A 17,786-nucleotide genomic window follows, 5' to 3' on the forward strand; every position below is an offset into this window, starting at 1 on the left:
TGGGGGCGATGTCGCAGGCCGGTGGGCGGATGAGCCGCCGCAAGCTGTTCGGGCTGGGGGCCGCGGGGGCGGCCGTGCTCGGGGCCGGGGCGGTGACGACCAGGTCGCTGCTGGAGGAGCCGCCGGTCGCGCACGCCGCCTCGACATCCGATCCGTACCCGTTCTACGGCGGGCATCAGGCGGGCGTCGTCACGCCCGCCCAGGACCGGCTGCACTTCGTCGCCTTCGACGTGATCACCGACAAGAAGGCCGAGCTGGTCGACCTGCTGCAGGAGTGGACGGCCGCGGCGGCCCGGCTGACGCAGGGCAGGGAGGCCGGGGCGTTCGGCGCGGTGGGCGGGGCGGCCGAGGCGGCGCCCGACGACACCGGCGAGGCGCTGGGCCTGCCCGCCTCGGGCCTCACGCTGACGATCGGGTTCGGCCCGTCGTTGTTCGACGACCGGTTCGGGCTGGCGGGCAAGCGGCCGGCCGCCCTCGCCGACCTGCCGAAGTTCCCCGGCGAGCAGCTCATCCCGGAGATCTCGGGCGGGGACATCTGCGTCCAGGCCTGCGCGCACGACCCCCAGGTGGCCGTGCACGCCATCCGCAACCTGGCCAGGATCGGGTTCGGCAAGGTCTCGGTGCGCTGGTCGCAGCTCGGCTTCGGCCGTACGTCGTCCACCTCGCGGGCCCAGGCCACGCCGCGCAACCTCCTGGGCTTCAAGGACGGCACCAACAACATGAAGCTGGAGGACGCCGACCTGCTGCGCGACCATCTGTGGGCCGCCGGCTCGGACGGCACCGCCTGGATGACCGGCGGCACGTACATGGTCACCAGGAAGATCCGCATGACGATCGAGACCTGGGACCGCGCCTCGCTCGCCGAGCAGGAGCAGATCTTCGGCCGGGACAAGGGCGAGGGCGCGCCGCTGGGCAAGAAGGCCGAGTTCGACGCCGTGGACTTCGCCGCCAAGGGCCCCGACGGGCAGCCGCTGATCAAGGACGACTCGCACGTCAAGCTGGCGCACCCGAGCAACAACGGCAACGCCCACCTGCTGCGCCGCGGCTACAACTTCGTGGACGGCTCCGACGGGCTCGGCCGCCTGGACGCCGGGCTGTTCTTCATCGCCTACCAGCGCGACCCGCGCAGGCAGTTCGTGCCCGTGCAGATGAACCTGGCCCGCCACGACGCGCTCAACGAGTACGTCAAGCACGTCTCCAGCGGCCTGTTCGCCTGCCCGCCCGGCGTCCAGGACGCGGGCGACTACTGGGGACGCACCCTGTTCGCCTGACCTTCCCCGGCGCCCGCGCCGTCAGCGGTGGCGGGCGCGGGAGGCCTGGGCGTGGGCACGGTTGGCGCAGCGGGTCGAGCAGAACTGGCGCTTGCCCGGCCGGCTGCGGTCGATGAAGGCGTCGGTGCACGGCGTGGCCGCGCACTGGCGCAGCCGGTCCCAGTCGCCGGACGCGGCGACCTCCAGCAGCTCGGTGACGGCCCGTACGGCTAGCCGCGCCGCCGCCGTGGCCCCGGGCGGCGCGACCAGCCGCAGCCGGGGCACGCCGCCCGCCTCCGCCACCGCCGCCCGCGCGGGCAGCCCGGCCACCCACTCCGCCAGCACCCGCGCCCGGTCGCCGGGCTCGGCGGCCAGCACCGCCCGCAACCGTGCGCGCACCTCCCTGACCTGCCGCAGGTCCTCTTCCCCGATCCCGTGCCCATCCTCGGGCCCATCCTCGGGCCCATCCTCGGGCCCATCCTCGGGCCCGCCCTCGTCACCGGACCCGTGGCCGTCCTCGACCGGCTCGCCCAGCTCGCGGCAGAAGCGGCGCAGCTCCGCCACGTCGGGCAGCCGCTCGGGATCGTCCAGGTACTCGTCCCACGTGTTGGCCAGATCGACGGCCACGAGACCCGTCTCGATGAACTGGCGCATCCCTCACCCTCCTGCTACCGTCACGACTATGAGCACTATAACCCCTGACAGAAGACTGACCATCCTCGACGCGCCCTCGAACCTCGGCCTGCGCCCACTCGCCGAGGATGTCATCCCCGGCTGCTACAAGGCCCCCTGGGCGCTGCGGAACAACGGGCTGGTCGCCCGGCTCGGCGCGGCCGACGAGGGCACGCTGATCCCGCCCCGCTACGTGGCCACCTGGAAGCCGGGCGACGGCGTGCGCAACGGCGAGGCGATCGCCGCCTACACCCGGCGGCTGGCCGACCGCGTGACCGGGATCAGGGAGGCCGGCGGCTTCCCCGTCCTGCTCGGCGGCGACTGCTCGATCATGCTCGGCCCCGCCCTCGCCCTGCGCAGGACGGGCCGCTACGGAGTGGCCTACCTCGACGCCCACGCCGACTTCCGCCACCTGGGCAACTCGCCGCACGTCGGCGCGGCGGCCGGCGAGGACCTGGCCCTGGTGACGGGCCGGGGCGACGACTACCTGACCGACATCGACGGCCTGCGCCCGTACGTCCGGGACGAGGACGTCATCGTGCTCGGCGTCCGGGACGAGGAGGACGTCCAGGACATCGGCGGCAGCGGCATCGCCTTCGTCGCCGGGAACGACATCCCCCTGGAGGCCGCCGAGCGCGTGCTCGTCCGCGACGACCTGGACGGGTTCTGGATCCACGTGGACGCCGACGTGCTCGACCCGTCCGTGGTGTCGGCCGTCGACTCGCCCTCCCCCGGCGGCCTGACCGGCGAGCAGCTCGCCGACCTGGTCCGCGGGCTGGTCGCGCTGCCCGGCGCGACCGGGATCGAGATCACCATCCTCGACCCCGACCTCGACGAGGACGGCGGCCAGGCGGCCACCCTGACCGACATCCTCGTCTCAGCCCTGAGCTGACCCGTGGCCTTCCGGGGCGCAGCCGTCCGCCCGGAGGATGCGGAAGACGGGATGGCGAGGTGCGATCCGGCGGAAACCGTCCAGCGGCGCCTTCGGGCCGAGGCCGAGATGGGGCCGCGCGCCGGGCGCGACGGCGGCGTAGCGGCGCGGGATCTCGGCGCCCTGGGGCAGCGCCGCCAGCCGGTGGACGACGCCCGTCCGCGTCGGGGTCACCCCACCCTCCTCCACAGCAGCACGACCGCCGCGAGCCCGGGAACCAGCCACCGGGCCCACCCCCTGCCCGCGCGGGCCGCCCGGACGGTGACGAGCCAGCCGACCAGCCCGAACGCCCCCACGACGGCGAGGATCACCTGCGCGTGCTGCTCGCGCACCCGAACATCCTGCCCCTGGTGGTCAGCCGGCCCGCGATCACGCCGCGGAACCTGCGCCTGATGGAGGAAGGGCTCCGCGTGCTGCGTTCGGCGGGCCTGCCGCCGGACCGCGCCCTGGACATGCTCTACGCCGTGACCGGTTTCGTCGTCGGCCACGCCGCCATCCAGGCCGCCGGCGGGAGCGGCCGGCCCGCGCCGGGCGACGGGATGCGGGACATCCCCGAGCCGGACCTGCTGGAGACCCCGCTGCTGGCCGAGGCCACCCGGGCGCGGCGCGCCCAGCCCTCCTCGGGGACCGACCCCCGCTTCGTCTTCGCGCTCGAAGCCATGCTGCGCGGCTTCGGCGGCGAGCCCTAGCGGAACACGTACCCGCTCGTGCTGGTCTGTCCGGCGGCGTTCGTGGCGGTGACGGAGGTCCAGGGGCCGGGCGGGACGTAGGGGGCCCAGGCCGACTCGGGGCGGCCCGATCCGTGCCACTGCTGGGCGACGCTGACCTCGCCTCCGCCGGGCGAGGTGAAGCGCAGGGTGCCGCCGCGCAGGTTGTAGCCCTCGACCGCGATGCCGGGCCGTCCGTCCCGCTCCTTCCGGTACGCGTTCACGATGATCGGCTGCCGCCGGCCGTTCGCGATGTCGTCGGCCAGGGAGGGGGTGGCCGGGCTCGCCTGACAGGTGAAGAAGGGGTCCCAGCCGTAGGAGATGATCTTCGTGGCGTACCCGCCGGTCGCCATGATCTGCTGGTCGAGCCGGGCCTTGCTGGTCCGCCCACGGAACGGCAGCGGCTCGACCCGCCCGCACTCGCCGTCCGCCGGGGCGGGCTCGAAGCCCTCGATGTTCACCCACAGCTCGACCCCGGCGGGCACACTCCGGGCCGCCGCCTCGATGTAGTCCCTGGTCGGCCCGTAGTAGCCGTCGGCGTTGCGCACCCGGCCGACCACCGGCACCAGCCTGGGGGCGACCATGGACCCGCCCTCCTCGATCCCGTGCACGGGGACCTTCCCCGTGCCCCGCCCGTCCTGCACGGCGACGGCCATGGGCGCGCCCGCACGGGTGGCCGCGATGTCGGCGAGCCCGCCGGGCACCCGGCCGGGCGGGAACCCGCGGCCCCTGCGGGCGTCGATGTAGGGGCTGACCAGAATCTTCCTGCCGGGCAGCGCGGCGGCGACCACCGCGTGCTGGGCCGCGTACAGCGCGAGGACGGGGTCGCGCGGCCCCCGCTCGCGCATGGCCAGCTCGAACGACTGGTAGACCCCGCCGAAGGCCGCCGACCCGCCGAACCGCTCCCGGTAGGCGGCCAGCACCCGCGCGGTGAAGGCGTTCAGCGCGGCGAGGTGCGCGAGGTCCGGCTCCCACGGCTTGCCGCGCCGCTGCGGCGCGGCGGGCAGCCCGGGGAACACCCTCATCCCGTACGCCGCCGCCTCCTCGACCAGGTTGCCCAGCCCGTCGCCGTCGGTGGAGACGAGCACGAGGTCCTGGACACGATCGGCGCACGACGCGGCCAGCGACACCCGGTAGAAGACGCGACCGCCGCCCTCGATCCGCCGGTCCACGCCGGGACAGCGCAGCAGCCGGCGCCCGAACTCCTCGCTGGTCACGTACGTGTAGACGTGCCGGATGCGCTTGCCCGGCACCCGCGCGCAGGGCCGCCCGTCCACCCGGCAGGCGGCGAACTCGGCCTCCGCCGGCCCGGCCTCGAACCGCGGCCCGAACGTGACGAGCGTGTCACCGCCGAGCGAGTGGATCGCCTCCACCATCCGCCGCGTCACGCACACGTCGGCCCGCGGCATGACCCAGTAACCGGTGATCGCGTACGGCGAGCTCACCCGCGCGTCCCTGGGCGGGCACCCGTCGTCGCCCACGCCGGCCCCGGCCGGGACCACGACGAAGACCGCGAGGACCGCCATCACGACCAGCCACCGTAACCGGCGCACCCATGCTCCCCTCGACGTACCGACCAGAGTAGGCACCTACCCGATCCGCGGCCGGACGTGCCCCGGTCCCGGACGGCCGCGGGGCGGCCCGGACAATGGAGTCATGGTGAGCATCGACCTCAGTGGGAAGACGGCGCTGGTCACGGGCTCGACCCAGGGCATCGGGGCGGCCATCGCGACCGGTCTGGCACAGGCGGGCGCACGGGTCGGCGTCAACGGCCGCAGCGAGGGCTCGGTGGCCGCGGCCATCGAGCGCATGGACCACGGCGGCCTGGTCGCGGCGCCCGGCGACGTCTCCACCGACGAAGGGCTCCAGCGGGTCCTCGGCTCGCTGCCGCAGGTGGACATCCTCGTCAACAACCTGGGCATCTTCGAGGCCAGGCCGGCGCTGGAGATCGGTGACGACGAGTGGCGGCGCTACTTCGAGGTCAACGTCCTGACCGCGGTGCGGCTGACGCGCGCCTACCTGCCCGGCATGACCGGGCGCGGCTGGGGGCGGATCCAGTACATCGCCAGCGACTCGGCCGTCGTCACGCCCGCCGAGATGATCCACTACGGCATGAGCAAGACGGCGCTGCTGGCCGTCTCACGCGGGTTCGCCAAGGAGGCCGCCGGGAGCGGGGTGACGGTCAACTCGGTGATCGCCGGGCCCACGCACACCGGTGGCGTGGAGGAGTTCGTCTACCAGCTCGTGGACCGGGAGCTGCCGTGGGAGGAGGCGCAGCGGGCGTTCATGCGCCGGTACCGTCCGCAGTCGCTCATCCAGCGGCTGATCGAGCCCGAGGAGATCGCCAACATGGTCGTCTACCTCAGCTCGCCGCTCGCCTCGGCGACCACGGGCGGCGCCCTGCGCGTGGACGGCGGCTACGTGGACGCCATCCTGCCCTGATCCCCACCGCCCGGCCGCGCTCAGTACGACTGGAGCTCGATCAGGTTGCCCTCCGGGTCGCGCAGGTGGGCCGTGCGCAGGCCGGGCCCCCAGGCGGGCCGGTCCTGGGGCGGCGCGGCGACCGTGGCGCCGAGCGCGACGAGCCGGTCGGCCTCGCCGTCCACGTCGTCGACCTTCATCACCAGCATCACCGTGTCCTGGGCAGCCGCCGGGGGCAGGCCGCCGGCGCCGACGACCTCGGCGATGTGGTGCCGGCCGAAGAGCACCAGACCGGCCTGGCCGTCGATGTCCCAGTTGGCGTAGGCGGCCTCCGTCACCACCTTCACCGGCTCCACGCCGAGGGCGGCCCGGTAGAAGGCGACGCTCGCCGGGAAGTCGCGCACCAGCAGCCGAGGGTAGAGAGCGTCCATCCTGGACCTCCGAAATCAGTGGGTGGTCCCCAACTATTGGGAACAACCTACACTTCTCGTTGAGATGGAACTGCCACCCACCCTGCTCGCGACGACCACCTTCGTGCTGCACAAGGTCGGCGTCGCCAACCGGCGCGCGCTGGCCGCGCGGCTGACCGCCGACACGGGGCTGAGCCTGTGGGAGTTCGCCGCGCTGGCCACGCTCGACGACTTCGGACCGGCCGCCCAGCGCGAGGTCGGCGACCGGCTGGGCCTCGACCCCAGCGACATGGTGCGCCTGATGGACGGGCTCATGAACGAGGGGCTGGCCGTGCGCGAGCGCGACCCCGCCGACCGCCGCCGCTACCGGATCTCGCCGACCGCCGCCGGCCGGGACACCCTGGAACGGGCCCGCGCGGTGGTGGCGGACGTCGAACGCGACACCCTCGCCCCGCTGACGGACGCCGAACGCCGCCACCTGCACACCCTGGTCACGAAACTCTTCTCTCCCTGACAAGTTCCATAACTCACGTCAACTCATGAACAACAGTCACAACAACTGCCCTCTTTGCACAAAGAATCAGATCATGTTAGATGGAGGGCAAGCTCCGGGAGAGAGGACCGGGCATTGTGACGCTGCTTCTCGATGGCGTCCGCGTACGGCAGCGCGGGGAGACCTGGCTCGACGACATCCACCTGGACCTACCCAATGGACTGACCACCCTCGTCGGCCCGATGAACTCGGGAAAGACCACGCTCATGCGGGTCGCCGCCGGGCTGCTGCCGCCCGATTCCGGGCGGGTGCTGGTCAACGGAAATGACGTCACCTCGATTTCCGTGCGAAAGCGTTCGGTCGCCTTCGTCTATCAGCAATTCATCAATTACCCGTCCCTCACCGTTTACCAGAACATCGCCTCGCCACTGCGGCTGGACCGGTCGTACCGGAAGGACGGCATCGACCGGCGGGTGCGGGAGGTGGCCGCGGTCATGGGCCTCGGCGACCTGCTGGACCGCAGGCCCGCGGAGCTGTCGGGCGGCCAGCAGCAGCGCACGGCGATCGCCCGCGCGCTGGCCCGGCCCGTGGACGTGCTGCTGCTCGACGAGCCGCTGGCCAACCTCGACTTCAAGCTGCGCGAGCAGTTGCGCGAGGACCTCAAGCGCATGTTCACCGGCTCGCCGGGCGTCGTCCTCTACTCCACGGCCGACCCGAACGAGGCCCTGACCTTCGCCGCGCCCGCCGTGGTGCTCGGCGAGGGCAGGGTGCGGCACGTCGGCGACCCGGCCACCATGTACGCCGAGCCGCCCACGCTCGCCGTCGCCGCCACGCTCAGCGACCCGCCGCTGAACCTGCTGCCCGGCATGGTACGCGACGGCCGGATCGAGGTCCTGGGCACGTCCTTCGCCGCGCCACGCACCCCCGATTCCGGGCCCGCCACCGAGCGCGGCGTCGTGCTGGGCATCCGCCCCCACCAGGTCACGATCACCAGGACCGGCCCCGGCGCGCTGGAGCTGCCCGCCGAGATCAGGCTGGCGGAGGTGACCGGCGGCGCGACGTTCCTGCACCTGCTGCTGGAGGGACGGCGACACCTGGTGGCCCACCTGCCGGGCACCCGCCGGTTCACGCCGGGCGAGGCGGCCACCGCGTACGTGGACCCGCGGCACATCTTGGTGTTCGACGAGGCCGGGGGCCGATTACCGGCCGCCCCGGCGGCGTGGGCCGGCCCGCATGGCTGACATCCGCCTGGAAGGCGTGGGCCACAGCTACGACGGCGGCCGCACCTGGGCGCTCAGGCCGACGACCTGGACGTGGCGCGGCGCCAGGGCCTACGCCCTGCTCGGGCCGAGCGGCTGCGGCAAGACGACGCTGCTGAACATCATCTCGGGGCTGCTCACGCCGACCGTGGGCCGGATCTGGTTCGACGACCGCGAGGTGACCGGGGTGCCCACGGCCGGCCGCAACATCGCGCAGGTCTTCCAGTTCCCCGTCCTGTACGAGGAGATGTCCGTCTACGACAACCTGGCCTTCCCGTTGCGCAACAGGAGGGTCCCGGCCGAGGAGGTCCGCCGGCGCGTTCTGCGGGTCTCGGCCATGCTGGGCCTGGACGACGTGCTGCGCCGCAAGGCGCGCCGGCTCGACCCGGGCCGCAAGCAGATCGTCAGCCTGGGCCGCGGCCTGGTGCGCGAGCAGGTGGCGGCCGTGCTGCTCGACGAGCCGCTGACCGTCGTGGACCCGGCGCTGAAGTGGACGCTGCGCAGCAAGCTCAAGGAGATCCACCGCGACACCGGCCACACGCTCGTCTACGTCACCCACGACCAGACCGAGGCGCTGACCTTCGCCGACGAGGTGGTCGTGCTCAACGACGGCGAGATCGTGCAGGCCGGGGAGCCGGCCGAGCTGTTCCTGTCGCCCGCGCACGAGTTCGTCGGGCACTTCATCGGCTCGCCCGGCATGAACGTGCTGCCCGCCGAGATCGTCGGCGGCGTGGTCAGGATCGGCCGCCGCGAGGTGGGCACAGCGGTCGGCACGGCAGTCGGTACAGCGGTCGGTCCGGCAGTCGGTCCGGTGGCCGGCGAGCTGCCGCCGGGGCCGGTGCGGATCGGCGTGCGGCCCGAGTTCGTCCGGGTCGGCGGCCCGTCCGGCGGCCCAGGCGTGGACGCCAGGGTGACCGGGATCGACCGCATGGGCTCCCACGACCTGGTGCGCGCCGAGGTCGGCGGCCATCCGGTGATCGCCAGGACCGAGGCGGGCTCGTCCTGGACGCCGGGCACGGTCGAGTTCCTGCATTTCCCCGCGGACCGGACGTTCCTGTTCCGCGACGCGGTCAGGTGCGGCTCGCTCGCACCCCTGGACGGAAGGGGGCAGGCGTGACCGACCGGACCGTCGTCGCGGGCGGCCAGACGGGCGGCGAGATCGTCCCGGACGCCGCGCCCGCGCCCCCGTCCGAGGCCGCCGGGCCGCGCGCCGATCCACGGCCGCGGAACAACCGGGCCTGGCTGCTGGTGCTGCCGGTCGTGGTGTCGGTGGCCTTCACCGCGGTGATCCCGCTGATGACCGTCGTGAACTTCTCCGTCCAGGACGTCTTCAGCCCGGTGGACCGGGTGTTCGTCGGCCTGGACTGGTTCCGGCAGATCGCCCGCGATCCCGAGGTGCGCGGGGCGCTCGTGCGCACGCTGCTGTTCTCGGCCCAGGTGCTGCTGGTGGAGGTCCCGCTCGGCGTGGCCGTCGCGGTCTGCATGCCGCGCCGCGGGTTCTGGGTGTCGGTGGCGCTGGTACTGGTGGCGTTGCCGCTGCTCATCCCGTGGAACGTCGTGGGCACGATCTGGCAGATCTTCGCCCGCGGCGACATCGGGCTCGGCGGCTGGGTCGTCAACAACGTGCTGCACGTCAACTTCAACTACACGCTCGACTCGGCCGACGCCTGGATCACCGTCCTGGTCATGGACGTGTGGCACTGGACGCCGCTGGTGGCGCTGCTGGCCTACGCGGGGCTGCGGTCGATCCCGGAGCCGTACTTCCAGGCCGCGCAGATCGACGGCGCGTCGGCGTGGGCGACGTTCCGGCACATCCAGCTCCCGCGGCTGCGCGGGGTGCTGACGATCGCGATCCTGCTGCGGTTCATGGACAGCTTCATGATCTACACCGAGCCGTTCGTGGTGACCGGGGGCGGGCCGGGGAACGCGACCTCGTTCCTGAGCATCCTGCTGTCGAAGATCGCCGTCGGCCAGTTCGACCTGGGCCCGGCGGGCGCGTTCTCGCTGCTGTACTTCCTGCTCGTCCAGGTCGCCTGTTACGTCTTCTTCACCGTGCTGACCAGGGCGGGGAGGTGAGCCCGATGCGCCACCGGCTGCCGTGGGCGCGCACGGTCTTCTGGCTGTACGCCGCCACGCTGATGTTGCCGCTGCTGTGGATGTTCGGCATGTCCATCCGCCCGAACGACGACATCCTGGGCAGCTTCTCGCTGATCCCGCAGCGCGTGACCTTCGACAACTACGCCACGTTCTTCACCGATCCGTCGTGGTATTCGAGCTACCTGAACTCCATCGTCTACACCTCGATGAACGCGGTCATGTCGCTCGTGGTGGCGCTGCCGGCGGCGTACGCGTTCTCGCGGTTCCGCTTCGCCGGGGACAAGCACCTGTTCTTCTGGCTGCTGACGAACCGGATGGCGCCGCCGGCGGTGTTCCTGCTGCCGTTCTTCCAGATCTACCAGGCGGTCGGGCTGTTCGACACGCATCTGGGCGTGGCGATCGCGCACATGCTCTTCAACGTCCCGCTGGCGGTCTGGATCCTCGAAGGCTTCATGTCGGGGATCCCGCGGGAGATCGACGAGACCGCGGCGATCGACGGGTACTCGCTGCCGCGCTTCTTCGTCCGGATCTTCCTGCCGATGATCCGGTCCGCGCTGGGCGTCACCGCGTTCTTCTGCTTCATGTTCAGCTGGGTGGAGCTGCTGATCGCCAGAACGATCACATCGGTGGACGCCAAGCCCATCGCGGCCACCATGACGCGGACGGTGAGCGCGGCGGGCGTGGACTGGGGGCTGCTGGCCGCGGCCGGCGTGCTGACCATCGTCCCGGGCGCCGTAGTCATCTGGTTCGTCCGCAACTACATCGCCAAGGGGTTCGCCCTGGGGAGGGTCTGATCGTGCAGTGGATGGTGTGGACCACCCCCACGGCCCTGGTGTTCGCCGGGCTGGCGCTGCTCCTGTGCGTGATGGCCGTGTGGGCCCGGATCTCCCCTCCCGTGGCCAGGCGTGGCTTCCTGCGGATCGAGACCGACCGGGGCGACCGGCTGTACATCGGCCTGATCAGCGCGGCCGTCGTGCTGGCCCTGTGGATTGCAGTCACCGACCTGTCCATGTGGGCGGCGCTCGGCGTCGCGCTGCTGGTCGTGGTCGTGATCGGGATGTGGGGCTGAGAGGAAGAGGAGCCAGGCGATGAGGCATGTGATGGGTGCTGCGGCGGCGGTCGCGGCGGCGCTGGCCCTGGTGGTGGCCGGCTGCACGGGCGGTGAGGAGAAGCCGAAGAGCGACTTCAAGGAGGCCGACGGCAGGGCCGCGGCGCAGCGGTGGGTGTCGGAGGAGTTCACGCCGAGCACCCTGTCGAAGGATCGGCAACTGGCGGAGATGGACTGGTTCATCAAGGCGGCGGCGCCGTACCGGGGCATGCAGATCAACGTGGTGTCCGAGACGATCACCACGCACGAGTACGAGTCGCAGAAGCTGGCCAAGGCGTTCACCGAGATCACCGGGATCAGGATCAAGCACGACCTGATCCAGGAGGGCGACGTCATCGAGAAGCTCCAGACGCAGATCCAGGGCGACCAGAACATCTACGACGCCTACGTCAACGACTCCGACCTCATCGGCACCCACTCGCGCGGCACGTACGTCTTCCCGCTGTCGGACTACATGGCCGGAGAGGGCAGGAACGTCACCTCCCCCACCCTCGACCTGAACGACTTCATCGGCATCAGCTTCACCACCGGCCCAGACAAGAAGATCTACCAGCTCCCCGACCAGCAGTTCGCGAACCTCTACTGGTTCCGCTACGACTGGTTCACCGACCCGGCGATCAAGAAGCAGTTCAAGGACGCCTACGGCTACGACCTGGGCGTGCCGGTCAACTGGGCGGCCTACGAGGACATCGCCGACTTCTTCAGCAACAAGGTCAACGGCGACGGGACCGTCGACGGCAAGAAGGTCTACGGCCACATGGACTACGGCCGCAAGGACCCCTCGCTGGGCTGGCGCTTCACCGACGCCTGGCTGTCCATGGCGGGCAACGGCGACCCCGGCATCCCCAACGGCCTGCCGGTGGACGACTGGGGCATCCGGGTGGAGAACTGCCGCCCGGTCGGCTCGTCGGTCACCCGCGGCGGCGACACCAACGGCCCGGCCTCGGTGTACGCCCTCACCAAGTACGTGGACTGGCTGAAGAAGTACGCGCCCCGCGAGGCCGCGGGCATGAACTTCAGCGAGGCGGGCCCGGTCCCGGCCCAGGGGAACATCGCCCAGCAGATCTTCTGGTACACCACGTTCACGGCCGACATGACCAAGAAGGGCCTGCCGGTCGTCAACGCCGACGGCACCCCCAAGTGGCGCATCGCGCCCAGCCCGCACGGTGTCTACTGGAAGGACGGCAACAAGCTCGGCTACCAGGACGCCGGCTCGTGGACGCTGCTGAACAACACCCCGAAGGACCGCCGGGCCGCGGCCTGGCTCTACGCCCAGTTCGTCACCTCCAAGACGGTGTCGCTGAAGAAGTCGATCACCGGGCTGACCTTCATCCGCGACTCCGACATCAAGAGCGACTACTTCAAGGACAACGCCGCCAGGTACGGCGGCCTGATCGAGTTCTACAACTCCCCCGCCCGCAAGCAGTGGACCCCGACCGGCACGAACGTGCCCGACTACCCCAAGCTCGCCCAGCTCTGGTGGCAGAACGTGGCCACCGCCGTCACCGGCGAGACGACCCCGCAGCAGTCGATGGACAACCTGGCCAGGCAGCAGGACGAGATCCTGGCCCGGCTGGAACGCCTGTCGCGCGAACGCCAGGGCTACGGCGGCCAGTGCGCGCCCAAGCTGAACCCCGAACGTCCGGCCCAGTACTGGTTCGACCAGCCGGGCGCGCCCGCGCCGAAGCTGGCCGACGAGCGCGGCAAGCCGGCCACGCTCGACTACGACAAGCTCATCGCGCGGTGGAAGGCGGGCGGCTGACCAGCTCCCGGGCCAGCCAGCCGAACGCGCGCTCCTGCATGGGCACGTCGAAACAGTGCGGGACCGGCGCGAACACGGCCTCGTAACGGCCGGGGGCGTCGCGGTAGCGCTCGCCGATGAGGGCGTGCGCGCGGCGCAGCGCGGCCCGCAGCCCGCCGACCACCTCCGCCAGCTCCCCGAACACCGCCGCCGGGGACCGGCCGGGAGCGGCCGACGGGTCAGGCAAGGCGGGTGCCGGTGTCCGCCAGGCGCACGGGGGCGCCCGACGCGGCCGACAGGTTGGCCGCGACACCGGTCAGGACGCTGCGGATGCCGTCCCGGTAGCCCGCCTGCCGGGCCAGCGGGTCGTCGGCCGGGCCGCGGAAGACGTCGTCCAGCAGCAGCCGGTCGCCGCCGCCGTGCCCGCCCGCGCCCGACTCGATCGACACCTCGCGCGGCTCCTCCCAGTGGGGGCGCAGGGTGAGCCGCTCCCAGGCCCCGGCGGCGTGCTCCTTGGACGCGGCGCTCGGGTCGATCGCCGCGTGCGGCGGCGTCCAGGCCCGCTCGACCACCTCCAGCTCCAGCCGCCCCGCCGTCCCGTTGAACGCCACCCGGTAGCCCTCGAAGGGCGCGTGGGCGTTCAGCGAGTACGTCAGCAGCGCCCCGCTGTCGTACCGGACCAGGACCGCCATGTTGTCGTCGATGGTCACGCCGTCGCCGAAGACGTCCTGGTCCCGGACGTAGCCGTCCTCGTGCTCCGCGTCCAGGTAGAGGCGCTTGAGCCGGGGATCGGCGGAGATGTCCAGGATGAACGGGTCGCTGCCGAGGCCGGGCGCGCCCTTGCCCCGTTCGGGACGGTCGGCCAGCCCACGCGACCGCGCGTTGGCCGAGCCGTAGAACCGCAGCGAGGTCTGCGCGAAGACGGTCTCCGGCGCCGCCCCGAGCCACCAGTTGACCAGGTCGAAGTGGTGGGTGGACTTGTGCACGAGCAGGCCGCCGGAGCTGCCCCGGTCGCGGTGCCAGCGGCGGAAGTAGTCCGCGCCGTGGATGGTGTCGAGCGTCCACTCGAAGTGCACGGACGTCACCTCGCCGACGGCGCCGTCCATGAGCAGGCGGCGCACGGCCGAGTTGCGCGGCGAGTACCGGTAGTTGAAGGTGACGATCAGCCTTCCGGTGCTCCGCCGGGCCGACTCGGCGATGGCCGCGCAGCTCTCGGCGTCCACGGTGAGCGGTTTCTCCACGATGACGTCGCGGCCGGCGTCCAGGGCCGCGCACACGTACCGGGCGTGCGCGGCGTCCACGGTCGCGACCACGACCGCGTCGGCGAGTTCGAGCACCTTGCCGAACTCGGCGGGGGCGAAGTACGGCACCTCGTGGCCGATCCGCTCGGCGTAGTAGTCCATGCGGGTCCGGTTGGTGTCGCACAGGGCGACGACGGTGCCGGTGTCGCGCCACTCACCGAGCAGCGCGTCGACGTACAACTGCGCGCGGTGCCCGAGCCCGACGAACGCGTACCTCATGGTCGTCCTCTCAGCCGCCGAGGGCGGCGTTGGCCTCGGTCAGGAACTTCTGGGCGGCGACGTCGGGCGCCATCCGGCCGAAGATGACCTCCTCGGTGTACCGCTTGAGCATGTCCTCCAGGGCGCTGGCGCCCTTCGGCGGCGCGGCGGGCGGGTCGGCCAGCTCGCCCTTGATGGAGTCGACGAACTCCAGCGTCTTCTGGTCCGCGGGCGGCAGCTTGTCCTTGACCGCGGCCAGGACCTTCGAGCTGGCGGGCAGGCCGCGGTCGCTGAGGATGATCCCGCCGACCTCGGCGTCGTTGATCATGAAGTCGATGAACTTGGCGGCCTCGGCGGCGTGCTCGCTCTTGGCGGAGGCGGTGTAGAACATCGCCGGCTGGAGGAACATGCCGCCGGCGCCGGCGCCCTCCCCCTTGGGCAGGCGCAGCAGGCTCATCTCCTTGCCCGACGCCTTGACGACCGCGCCGAGCTGGTTGCTCCACCACATGCCGGACGCGCCGGTGTTGGTGGCCAACAGCGACTGGTCCACGCTGGTCGCGCCGACCTCGGCGGTCTTGGCGGCGTCGGGGCTGCCCTTGGCCTTGATCGTGTCCAGCATGACCTGCCACCAGGCCACGATCGTCTGGGGCGTGACGGCGATCTTGTTGCCCTGGTAGAAGGGCTCGCCGCGCTGGGCGGCGAAGATCTGCAGGAAGGCGGGGTTCCAGTTGAGCTGGGTGCCGTAGACCGTGCCGCCGCCCTTGGCGGTGATCTTCGAGCTGAGGTCGACGTAGTCCTTCCAGGTCCACTTGGTGTCGTCGGGCACCTTCTGCCCGGCCGCCTCCACCAGGGACGGGTTGAGCACCACCGAGAAGACGTTCGCGCCCGTCGGGACGGCGTACTGCTTGCCGTCGATGCCTCCGGTGCCGAGCAGCTTGGGGTCGATGTCGGCGGTCTGGACCTTGCCGGTCAGGTCGGCCAGCGTGCCGCGGTCGGCGTACTCGCGCAGGCCGCGGATCTCCAGCGTGATGACGTCCGGGGCGTCGCTGGCTGCGACCTTCGTGGACAGCGTCTCGTAGTAGCTGGCGAAGTCGGAGAACTCGCCCTCGACGTCGATGTCCGGGTTCTTGGCCTCGAACTTCTTGATGGCCTCCTCGGTCATCTTCTGTCGCGCGTCGCTGCCCCAGTAGGAGAAGCGCAGCTTGACCTTCCCGCCGGCGCCCTCGTCGCCGCCGCTGCCGCAGGCCGCGGTGACCGCCAGCACAGCGGTGGCGAGCAGGGCCGCCGACCACATCTTCTTGCCAGAGCTCACGGCTCTACCTCCTGTGGGATTTCTCTGTGTCGGGGGGTGGGGGAACTACTTCAGTCCCGTGGTGGCCACACCACGGATCAGGTACTTCTGGCCGGCCAGGAAGAAGCCGAAGATCGGCCCGAGCGCGACGATCGACATGGCGAACATCGGGCCCCAGGACGAGTCGCTGCTGGCGTCGAGGAAAGTGCGCAGTGCCACCGGAGCGGTGAAGTTGTCCGGGTTGTTGAGGTAGAGGAGCTGGCTGAGGAAGTCGTTCCACGTCCAGATGAACGTGAAGATCGCCGTCGTGGCCAGCGCCGGGGTGCAGAGCGGCATGATCACCCTGATGAAGGTGCGCCAGTAGCCGGCGCCGTCGATCTCGGCGGCCTCGTCCAGCTCCCGGGGGAGGGAGCGGATGAACTGCACCATCAGGAACACGAAGAACGCGTCCGTGGCCAGCACCTTCGGCATGACCAGCGGCCAGATCGTGTTGATCAGCCCGAGCTTGGAGAACATGATGTACTGCGGCACGATCAGCACGTGGTGCGGCAGCATGATCGTGCCCAGCATGATGGTGAACCACAGCTTCTTGAGCGGGAAGTTCAGCCGGGCGAAGGCGTAGGCGGCCAGCGAGCAGGCCACCAGGTTCGCCACCACCGACAGCACGGTGATCACCGCGGAGTTCCACAGGTAGTAGCCGAAGGGGTGCTTCAGCGCGGTCCAGCCCTCGGTGTAGTTCTCCAGCGTCACCTCGCTGGGCCACAGGCCGGGCTGCCGGAAGATCAGCTCCTCCGGTTTGAGCGAGCTGGAGATCATCCACAGCAGCGGATAGAGCATGACCAGGCCGAACCCGATCAGCAGCACGTGCTTGACCACCCGGCCGCCCTTGAACGGGCGGAACAGGACGGGCAGCGGCCTACTTGGTGTCGCCATAGAAGACCCAATACTTGGACGCGAGGAAGTTCACCCCGGTGAGGCCGGCGATGATGAGCAGCAGGACCCACGCCATGGCGGCCGCGTAGCCCATGTCGAAGCTCTTGAAGCCCTTGAGGTAGAGGTAGAGCGTGTTGAACATCGTGGAGTCGGCCGGTCCGCCCGAACCGCCGCTCACGATGAACGACTGCGTGAACGACTGGAACGACTTGATGATCTCCAGCACCAGGTTGAAGAAGATGATCGGCGTCAGCAGCGGCAGCGTGATCGAGCGGAACTGGCGGAACACGCCGGCGCCGTCCACCGAGGCGGCCTCGTAGTAGCTGGTGGGGATCTGCCGCAGCCCGGCCAGGAAGATGATCATCGGGGCGCCGAACGTCCAGACGTGCAGGATGATCAGCGTGCCGAGGGCGGTGTCGGGGTCGCTGACCCAGCCGGGCCCCTGGATCCCGAAGACCGACAGCACGGCGTTGACCAGGCCCTCGGCCCCGAAGACCTTGCGCCACAGGATCGCGATCGCCACGCTGCCGCCCAGCAGCGAGGGCAGGTAGAAGATCGACCGGTAGAGCGACAGGCCGCGCAGCCCGCGGTCGAGCACCAGGGCCAGCGCGAGCGCGAAGGCCAGTTGCAGCGGTACGGAGACGACCACGTAGATCGTCGTCACCTTCAGCGAGTTCAGGTAACGGGGATCCTCGGTGAACATCTTGACGTAGTTGTCGAACCCGACCCACTTGGCCTCCTCCAGGAGGTTGTAGTCGGTGAACGACAGGTAGAGCGAGGCGACGATGGGACCGATCGTGATGACGAGCAGACCGGCGAACCAGGGCGCCAGGAACAGGTAGGCGGCCCGCGCCTCGTGGCGGGAACGTTTGGACGCCCGACGGTCTCCGCGCTCGGGCGGGGTCGCGGCGTCCGGGAGTCTCACCGCCACCGAGTCAGCCATGACGGAACTCATTCGTCATCACGGACCTTCC

The 17,786-nt window shown here is 71.0% G+C and carries 21 protein-coding genes; 11 read left to right on the plus strand and 10 right to left on the minus strand.

Annotated features, from left to right (window positions below; translation table 11 throughout):
- Positions 1-8: 8 nt before the first annotated feature.
- Positions 9-1,271: an iron uptake transporter deferrochelatase/peroxidase subunit gene (gene efeB, locus ACIHAD_RS01545; protein ID WP_397352357.1), complete on the plus strand. Its 1,263-nt coding sequence runs from the start codon at positions 9-11 to the stop codon at positions 1,269-1,271.
- 21 nt (positions 1,272-1,292) lie between these two features.
- On the opposite strand, the gene ACIHAD_RS01550 is transcribed toward efeB, so the two are convergent.
- Positions 1,293-1,904: a CGNR zinc finger domain-containing protein gene (locus tag ACIHAD_RS01550; RefSeq protein ID WP_397352358.1), complete on the minus strand. Its 612-nt coding sequence runs from the start codon at positions 1,902-1,904 to the stop codon at positions 1,293-1,295.
- Positions 1,905-1,932: 28 nt separating this feature from the next.
- Between ACIHAD_RS01550 and ACIHAD_RS01555 the strand changes: the two genes are divergently transcribed.
- Complete coding sequence (locus tag ACIHAD_RS01555) at positions 1,933-2,814, plus strand: arginase family protein (RefSeq protein WP_397352359.1); 882 nt, start codon at positions 1,933-1,935, stop codon at positions 2,812-2,814.
- Here the strand turns inward: ACIHAD_RS01555 and ACIHAD_RS01560 are convergent.
- Positions 2,800-3,027 carry a hypothetical protein gene (locus ACIHAD_RS01560; protein WP_397352360.1) on the minus strand — a complete coding sequence of 76 codons (228 nt, stop codon included), beginning with the start codon at positions 3,025-3,027 and terminating at the stop codon, positions 2,800-2,802. The two genes, ACIHAD_RS01555 and ACIHAD_RS01560, sit on opposite strands and share 15 nt — an antisense overlap.
- A complete protein-coding gene (locus ACIHAD_RS01565; RefSeq protein WP_397352361.1) occupies positions 3,024-3,185 on the minus strand; it encodes a hypothetical protein in 162 nt (53 codons plus the stop codon). The genes ACIHAD_RS01560 and ACIHAD_RS01565 overlap by 4 nt, the downstream gene beginning before the upstream one ends.
- Here ACIHAD_RS01565 and ACIHAD_RS01570 point away from each other — a divergent pair.
- Positions 3,171-3,542 (plus strand): TetR/AcrR family transcriptional regulator C-terminal domain-containing protein, encoded by a 372-nt coding sequence (locus tag ACIHAD_RS01570; RefSeq protein WP_397352362.1) that lies wholly within the window; start codon positions 3,171-3,173, stop codon positions 3,540-3,542. The genes ACIHAD_RS01565 and ACIHAD_RS01570 overlap by 15 nt on opposite strands.
- Here the strand turns inward: ACIHAD_RS01570 and ACIHAD_RS01575 are convergent.
- Complete coding sequence (locus ACIHAD_RS01575; RefSeq protein WP_397352364.1) at positions 3,539-5,113, minus strand: DUF4434 domain-containing protein; 1,575 nt, start codon at positions 5,111-5,113, stop codon at positions 3,539-3,541. The genes ACIHAD_RS01570 and ACIHAD_RS01575 overlap by 4 nt on opposite strands.
- Before the next feature lie 106 nt (positions 5,114-5,219).
- Between ACIHAD_RS01575 and ACIHAD_RS01580 the strand changes: the two genes are divergently transcribed.
- Complete coding sequence (locus ACIHAD_RS01580) at positions 5,220-6,002, plus strand: SDR family NAD(P)-dependent oxidoreductase (RefSeq protein ID WP_397353021.1); 783 nt, start codon at positions 5,220-5,222, stop codon at positions 6,000-6,002.
- 20 nt (positions 6,003-6,022) lie between these two features.
- On the opposite strand, the gene ACIHAD_RS01585 is transcribed toward ACIHAD_RS01580, so the two are convergent.
- Positions 6,023-6,412, minus strand: coding sequence for a VOC family protein (locus ACIHAD_RS01585; RefSeq protein WP_397352366.1), 390 nt, complete (start codon positions 6,410-6,412; stop codon positions 6,023-6,025).
- A gap of 64 nt (positions 6,413-6,476) precedes the next feature.
- Between ACIHAD_RS01585 and ACIHAD_RS01590 the strand changes: the two genes are divergently transcribed.
- The 7 genes from ACIHAD_RS01590 (at position 6,477) to ACIHAD_RS01620 (ending at position 13,110) form a co-directional block, all read left to right on the plus strand.
- On the plus strand, positions 6,477-6,905 hold the full coding sequence (locus tag ACIHAD_RS01590; RefSeq protein ID WP_397352367.1) for a MarR family winged helix-turn-helix transcriptional regulator: 429 nt from the start codon (positions 6,477-6,479) through the stop codon (positions 6,903-6,905).
- A 116-nt stretch (positions 6,906-7,021) separates the two neighbouring features.
- Entirely contained in the window at positions 7,022-8,125 is a 1,104-nt protein-coding gene (locus tag ACIHAD_RS01595) for an ABC transporter ATP-binding protein (RefSeq protein ID WP_397352368.1), read from the plus strand.
- Positions 8,118-9,260: an ABC transporter ATP-binding protein gene (locus tag ACIHAD_RS01600; protein WP_397352369.1), complete on the plus strand. Its 1,143-nt coding sequence runs from the start codon at positions 8,118-8,120 to the stop codon at positions 9,258-9,260. Before ACIHAD_RS01595 ends, ACIHAD_RS01600 begins: the two co-directional genes overlap by 8 nt.
- The gene (locus ACIHAD_RS01605; RefSeq protein ID WP_397352370.1) at positions 9,257-10,219 is read left to right on the plus strand and encodes a carbohydrate ABC transporter permease; all 963 of its coding nucleotides are present in this window, start codon (positions 9,257-9,259) and stop codon (positions 10,217-10,219) included. The genes ACIHAD_RS01600 and ACIHAD_RS01605 overlap by 4 nt, the downstream gene beginning before the upstream one ends.
- 62 nt (positions 10,220-10,281) lie before the next feature.
- Positions 10,282-11,034, plus strand: coding sequence for a carbohydrate ABC transporter permease (locus ACIHAD_RS01610; RefSeq protein ID WP_397353022.1), 753 nt, complete (start codon positions 10,282-10,284; stop codon positions 11,032-11,034).
- Between the two features lie 11 nt (positions 11,035-11,045).
- A complete protein-coding gene (locus tag ACIHAD_RS01615) occupies positions 11,046-11,309 on the plus strand; it encodes a DUF2160 family membrane protein (protein WP_397353023.1) in 264 nt (87 codons plus the stop codon).
- Positions 11,310-11,328: 19 nt separating this feature from the next.
- Positions 11,329-13,110, plus strand: coding sequence for an ABC transporter substrate-binding protein (locus tag ACIHAD_RS01620; RefSeq protein WP_397352372.1), 1,782 nt, complete (start codon positions 11,329-11,331; stop codon positions 13,108-13,110).
- Here the strand turns inward: ACIHAD_RS01620 and ACIHAD_RS01625 are convergent.
- The 5 genes from ACIHAD_RS01625 to ACIHAD_RS01645 are packed head-to-tail and all read right to left on the minus strand — an operon-like array spanning position 13,082 to position 17,755.
- Complete coding sequence (locus ACIHAD_RS01625; RefSeq protein ID WP_397352373.1) at positions 13,082-13,336, minus strand: hypothetical protein; 255 nt, start codon at positions 13,334-13,336, stop codon at positions 13,082-13,084. The genes ACIHAD_RS01620 and ACIHAD_RS01625 overlap by 29 nt on opposite strands.
- Positions 13,329-14,609: a Gfo/Idh/MocA family protein gene (locus ACIHAD_RS01630; RefSeq protein ID WP_397352374.1), complete on the minus strand. Its 1,281-nt coding sequence runs from the start codon at positions 14,607-14,609 to the stop codon at positions 13,329-13,331. Before ACIHAD_RS01630 ends, ACIHAD_RS01625 begins: the two co-directional genes overlap by 8 nt.
- A gap of 10 nt (positions 14,610-14,619) precedes the next feature.
- Complete coding sequence (locus ACIHAD_RS01635) at positions 14,620-15,900, minus strand: ABC transporter substrate-binding protein (protein ID WP_397352376.1); 1,281 nt, start codon at positions 15,898-15,900, stop codon at positions 14,620-14,622.
- Between the two features lie 45 nt (positions 15,901-15,945).
- Positions 15,946-16,812 (minus strand): carbohydrate ABC transporter permease, encoded by an 867-nt coding sequence (locus ACIHAD_RS01640; protein WP_397352377.1) that lies wholly within the window; start codon positions 16,810-16,812, stop codon positions 15,946-15,948.
- Complete coding sequence (locus ACIHAD_RS01645) at positions 16,796-17,755, minus strand: carbohydrate ABC transporter permease (RefSeq protein WP_397352378.1); 960 nt, start codon at positions 17,753-17,755, stop codon at positions 16,796-16,798. The genes ACIHAD_RS01640 and ACIHAD_RS01645 overlap by 17 nt, the downstream gene beginning before the upstream one ends.
- Positions 17,756-17,786 lie beyond the last annotated feature (31 nt).

Source organism: Nonomuraea sp. NPDC052265, assembly GCF_044547985.1.
GTDB lineage: Bacteria > Actinomycetota > Actinomycetes > Streptosporangiales > Streptosporangiaceae > Nonomuraea.

Bases quoted from the DNA above. Each gene is read 5' to 3' on its own strand.
- ACIHAD_RS01555 (WP_397352359.1), top strand. From the start codon at position 1,933: ATGAGCACTATAACCCCTGACAGAAGACTGACCATCCTCGACGCGCCC.
- ACIHAD_RS01630 (WP_397352374.1), bottom strand. From the start codon at position 14,609: ATGAGGTACGCGTTCGTCGGGCTCGGGCACCGCGCGCAGTTGTACGTC.
- ACIHAD_RS01640 (WP_397352377.1), bottom strand. From the start codon at position 16,812: ATGGCGACACCAAGTAGGCCGCTGCCCGTCCTGTTCCGCCCGTTCAAG.
- ACIHAD_RS01550 (WP_397352358.1), bottom strand. From the start codon at position 1,904: ATGCGCCAGTTCATCGAGACGGGTCTCGTGGCCGTCGATCTGGCCAAC.
- ACIHAD_RS01585 (WP_397352366.1), bottom strand. From the start codon at position 6,412: ATGGACGCTCTCTACCCTCGGCTGCTGGTGCGCGACTTCCCGGCGAGC.
- ACIHAD_RS01645 (WP_397352378.1), bottom strand. From the start codon at position 17,755: ATGGCTGACTCGGTGGCGGTGAGACTCCCGGACGCCGCGACCCCGCCC.
- efeB (WP_397352357.1), top strand. From the start codon at position 9: ATGTCGCAGGCCGGTGGGCGGATGAGCCGCCGCAAGCTGTTCGGGCTG.
- ACIHAD_RS01615 (WP_397353023.1), top strand. From the start codon at position 11,046: ATGGTGTGGACCACCCCCACGGCCCTGGTGTTCGCCGGGCTGGCGCTG.
- ACIHAD_RS01620 (WP_397352372.1), top strand. From the start codon at position 11,329: ATGAGGCATGTGATGGGTGCTGCGGCGGCGGTCGCGGCGGCGCTGGCC.
- ACIHAD_RS01610 (WP_397353022.1), top strand. From the start codon at position 10,282: ATGTTGCCGCTGCTGTGGATGTTCGGCATGTCCATCCGCCCGAACGAC.
- ACIHAD_RS01600 (WP_397352369.1), top strand. From the start codon at position 8,118: ATGGCTGACATCCGCCTGGAAGGCGTGGGCCACAGCTACGACGGCGGC.
- ACIHAD_RS01590 (WP_397352367.1), top strand. From the start codon at position 6,477: ATGGAACTGCCACCCACCCTGCTCGCGACGACCACCTTCGTGCTGCAC.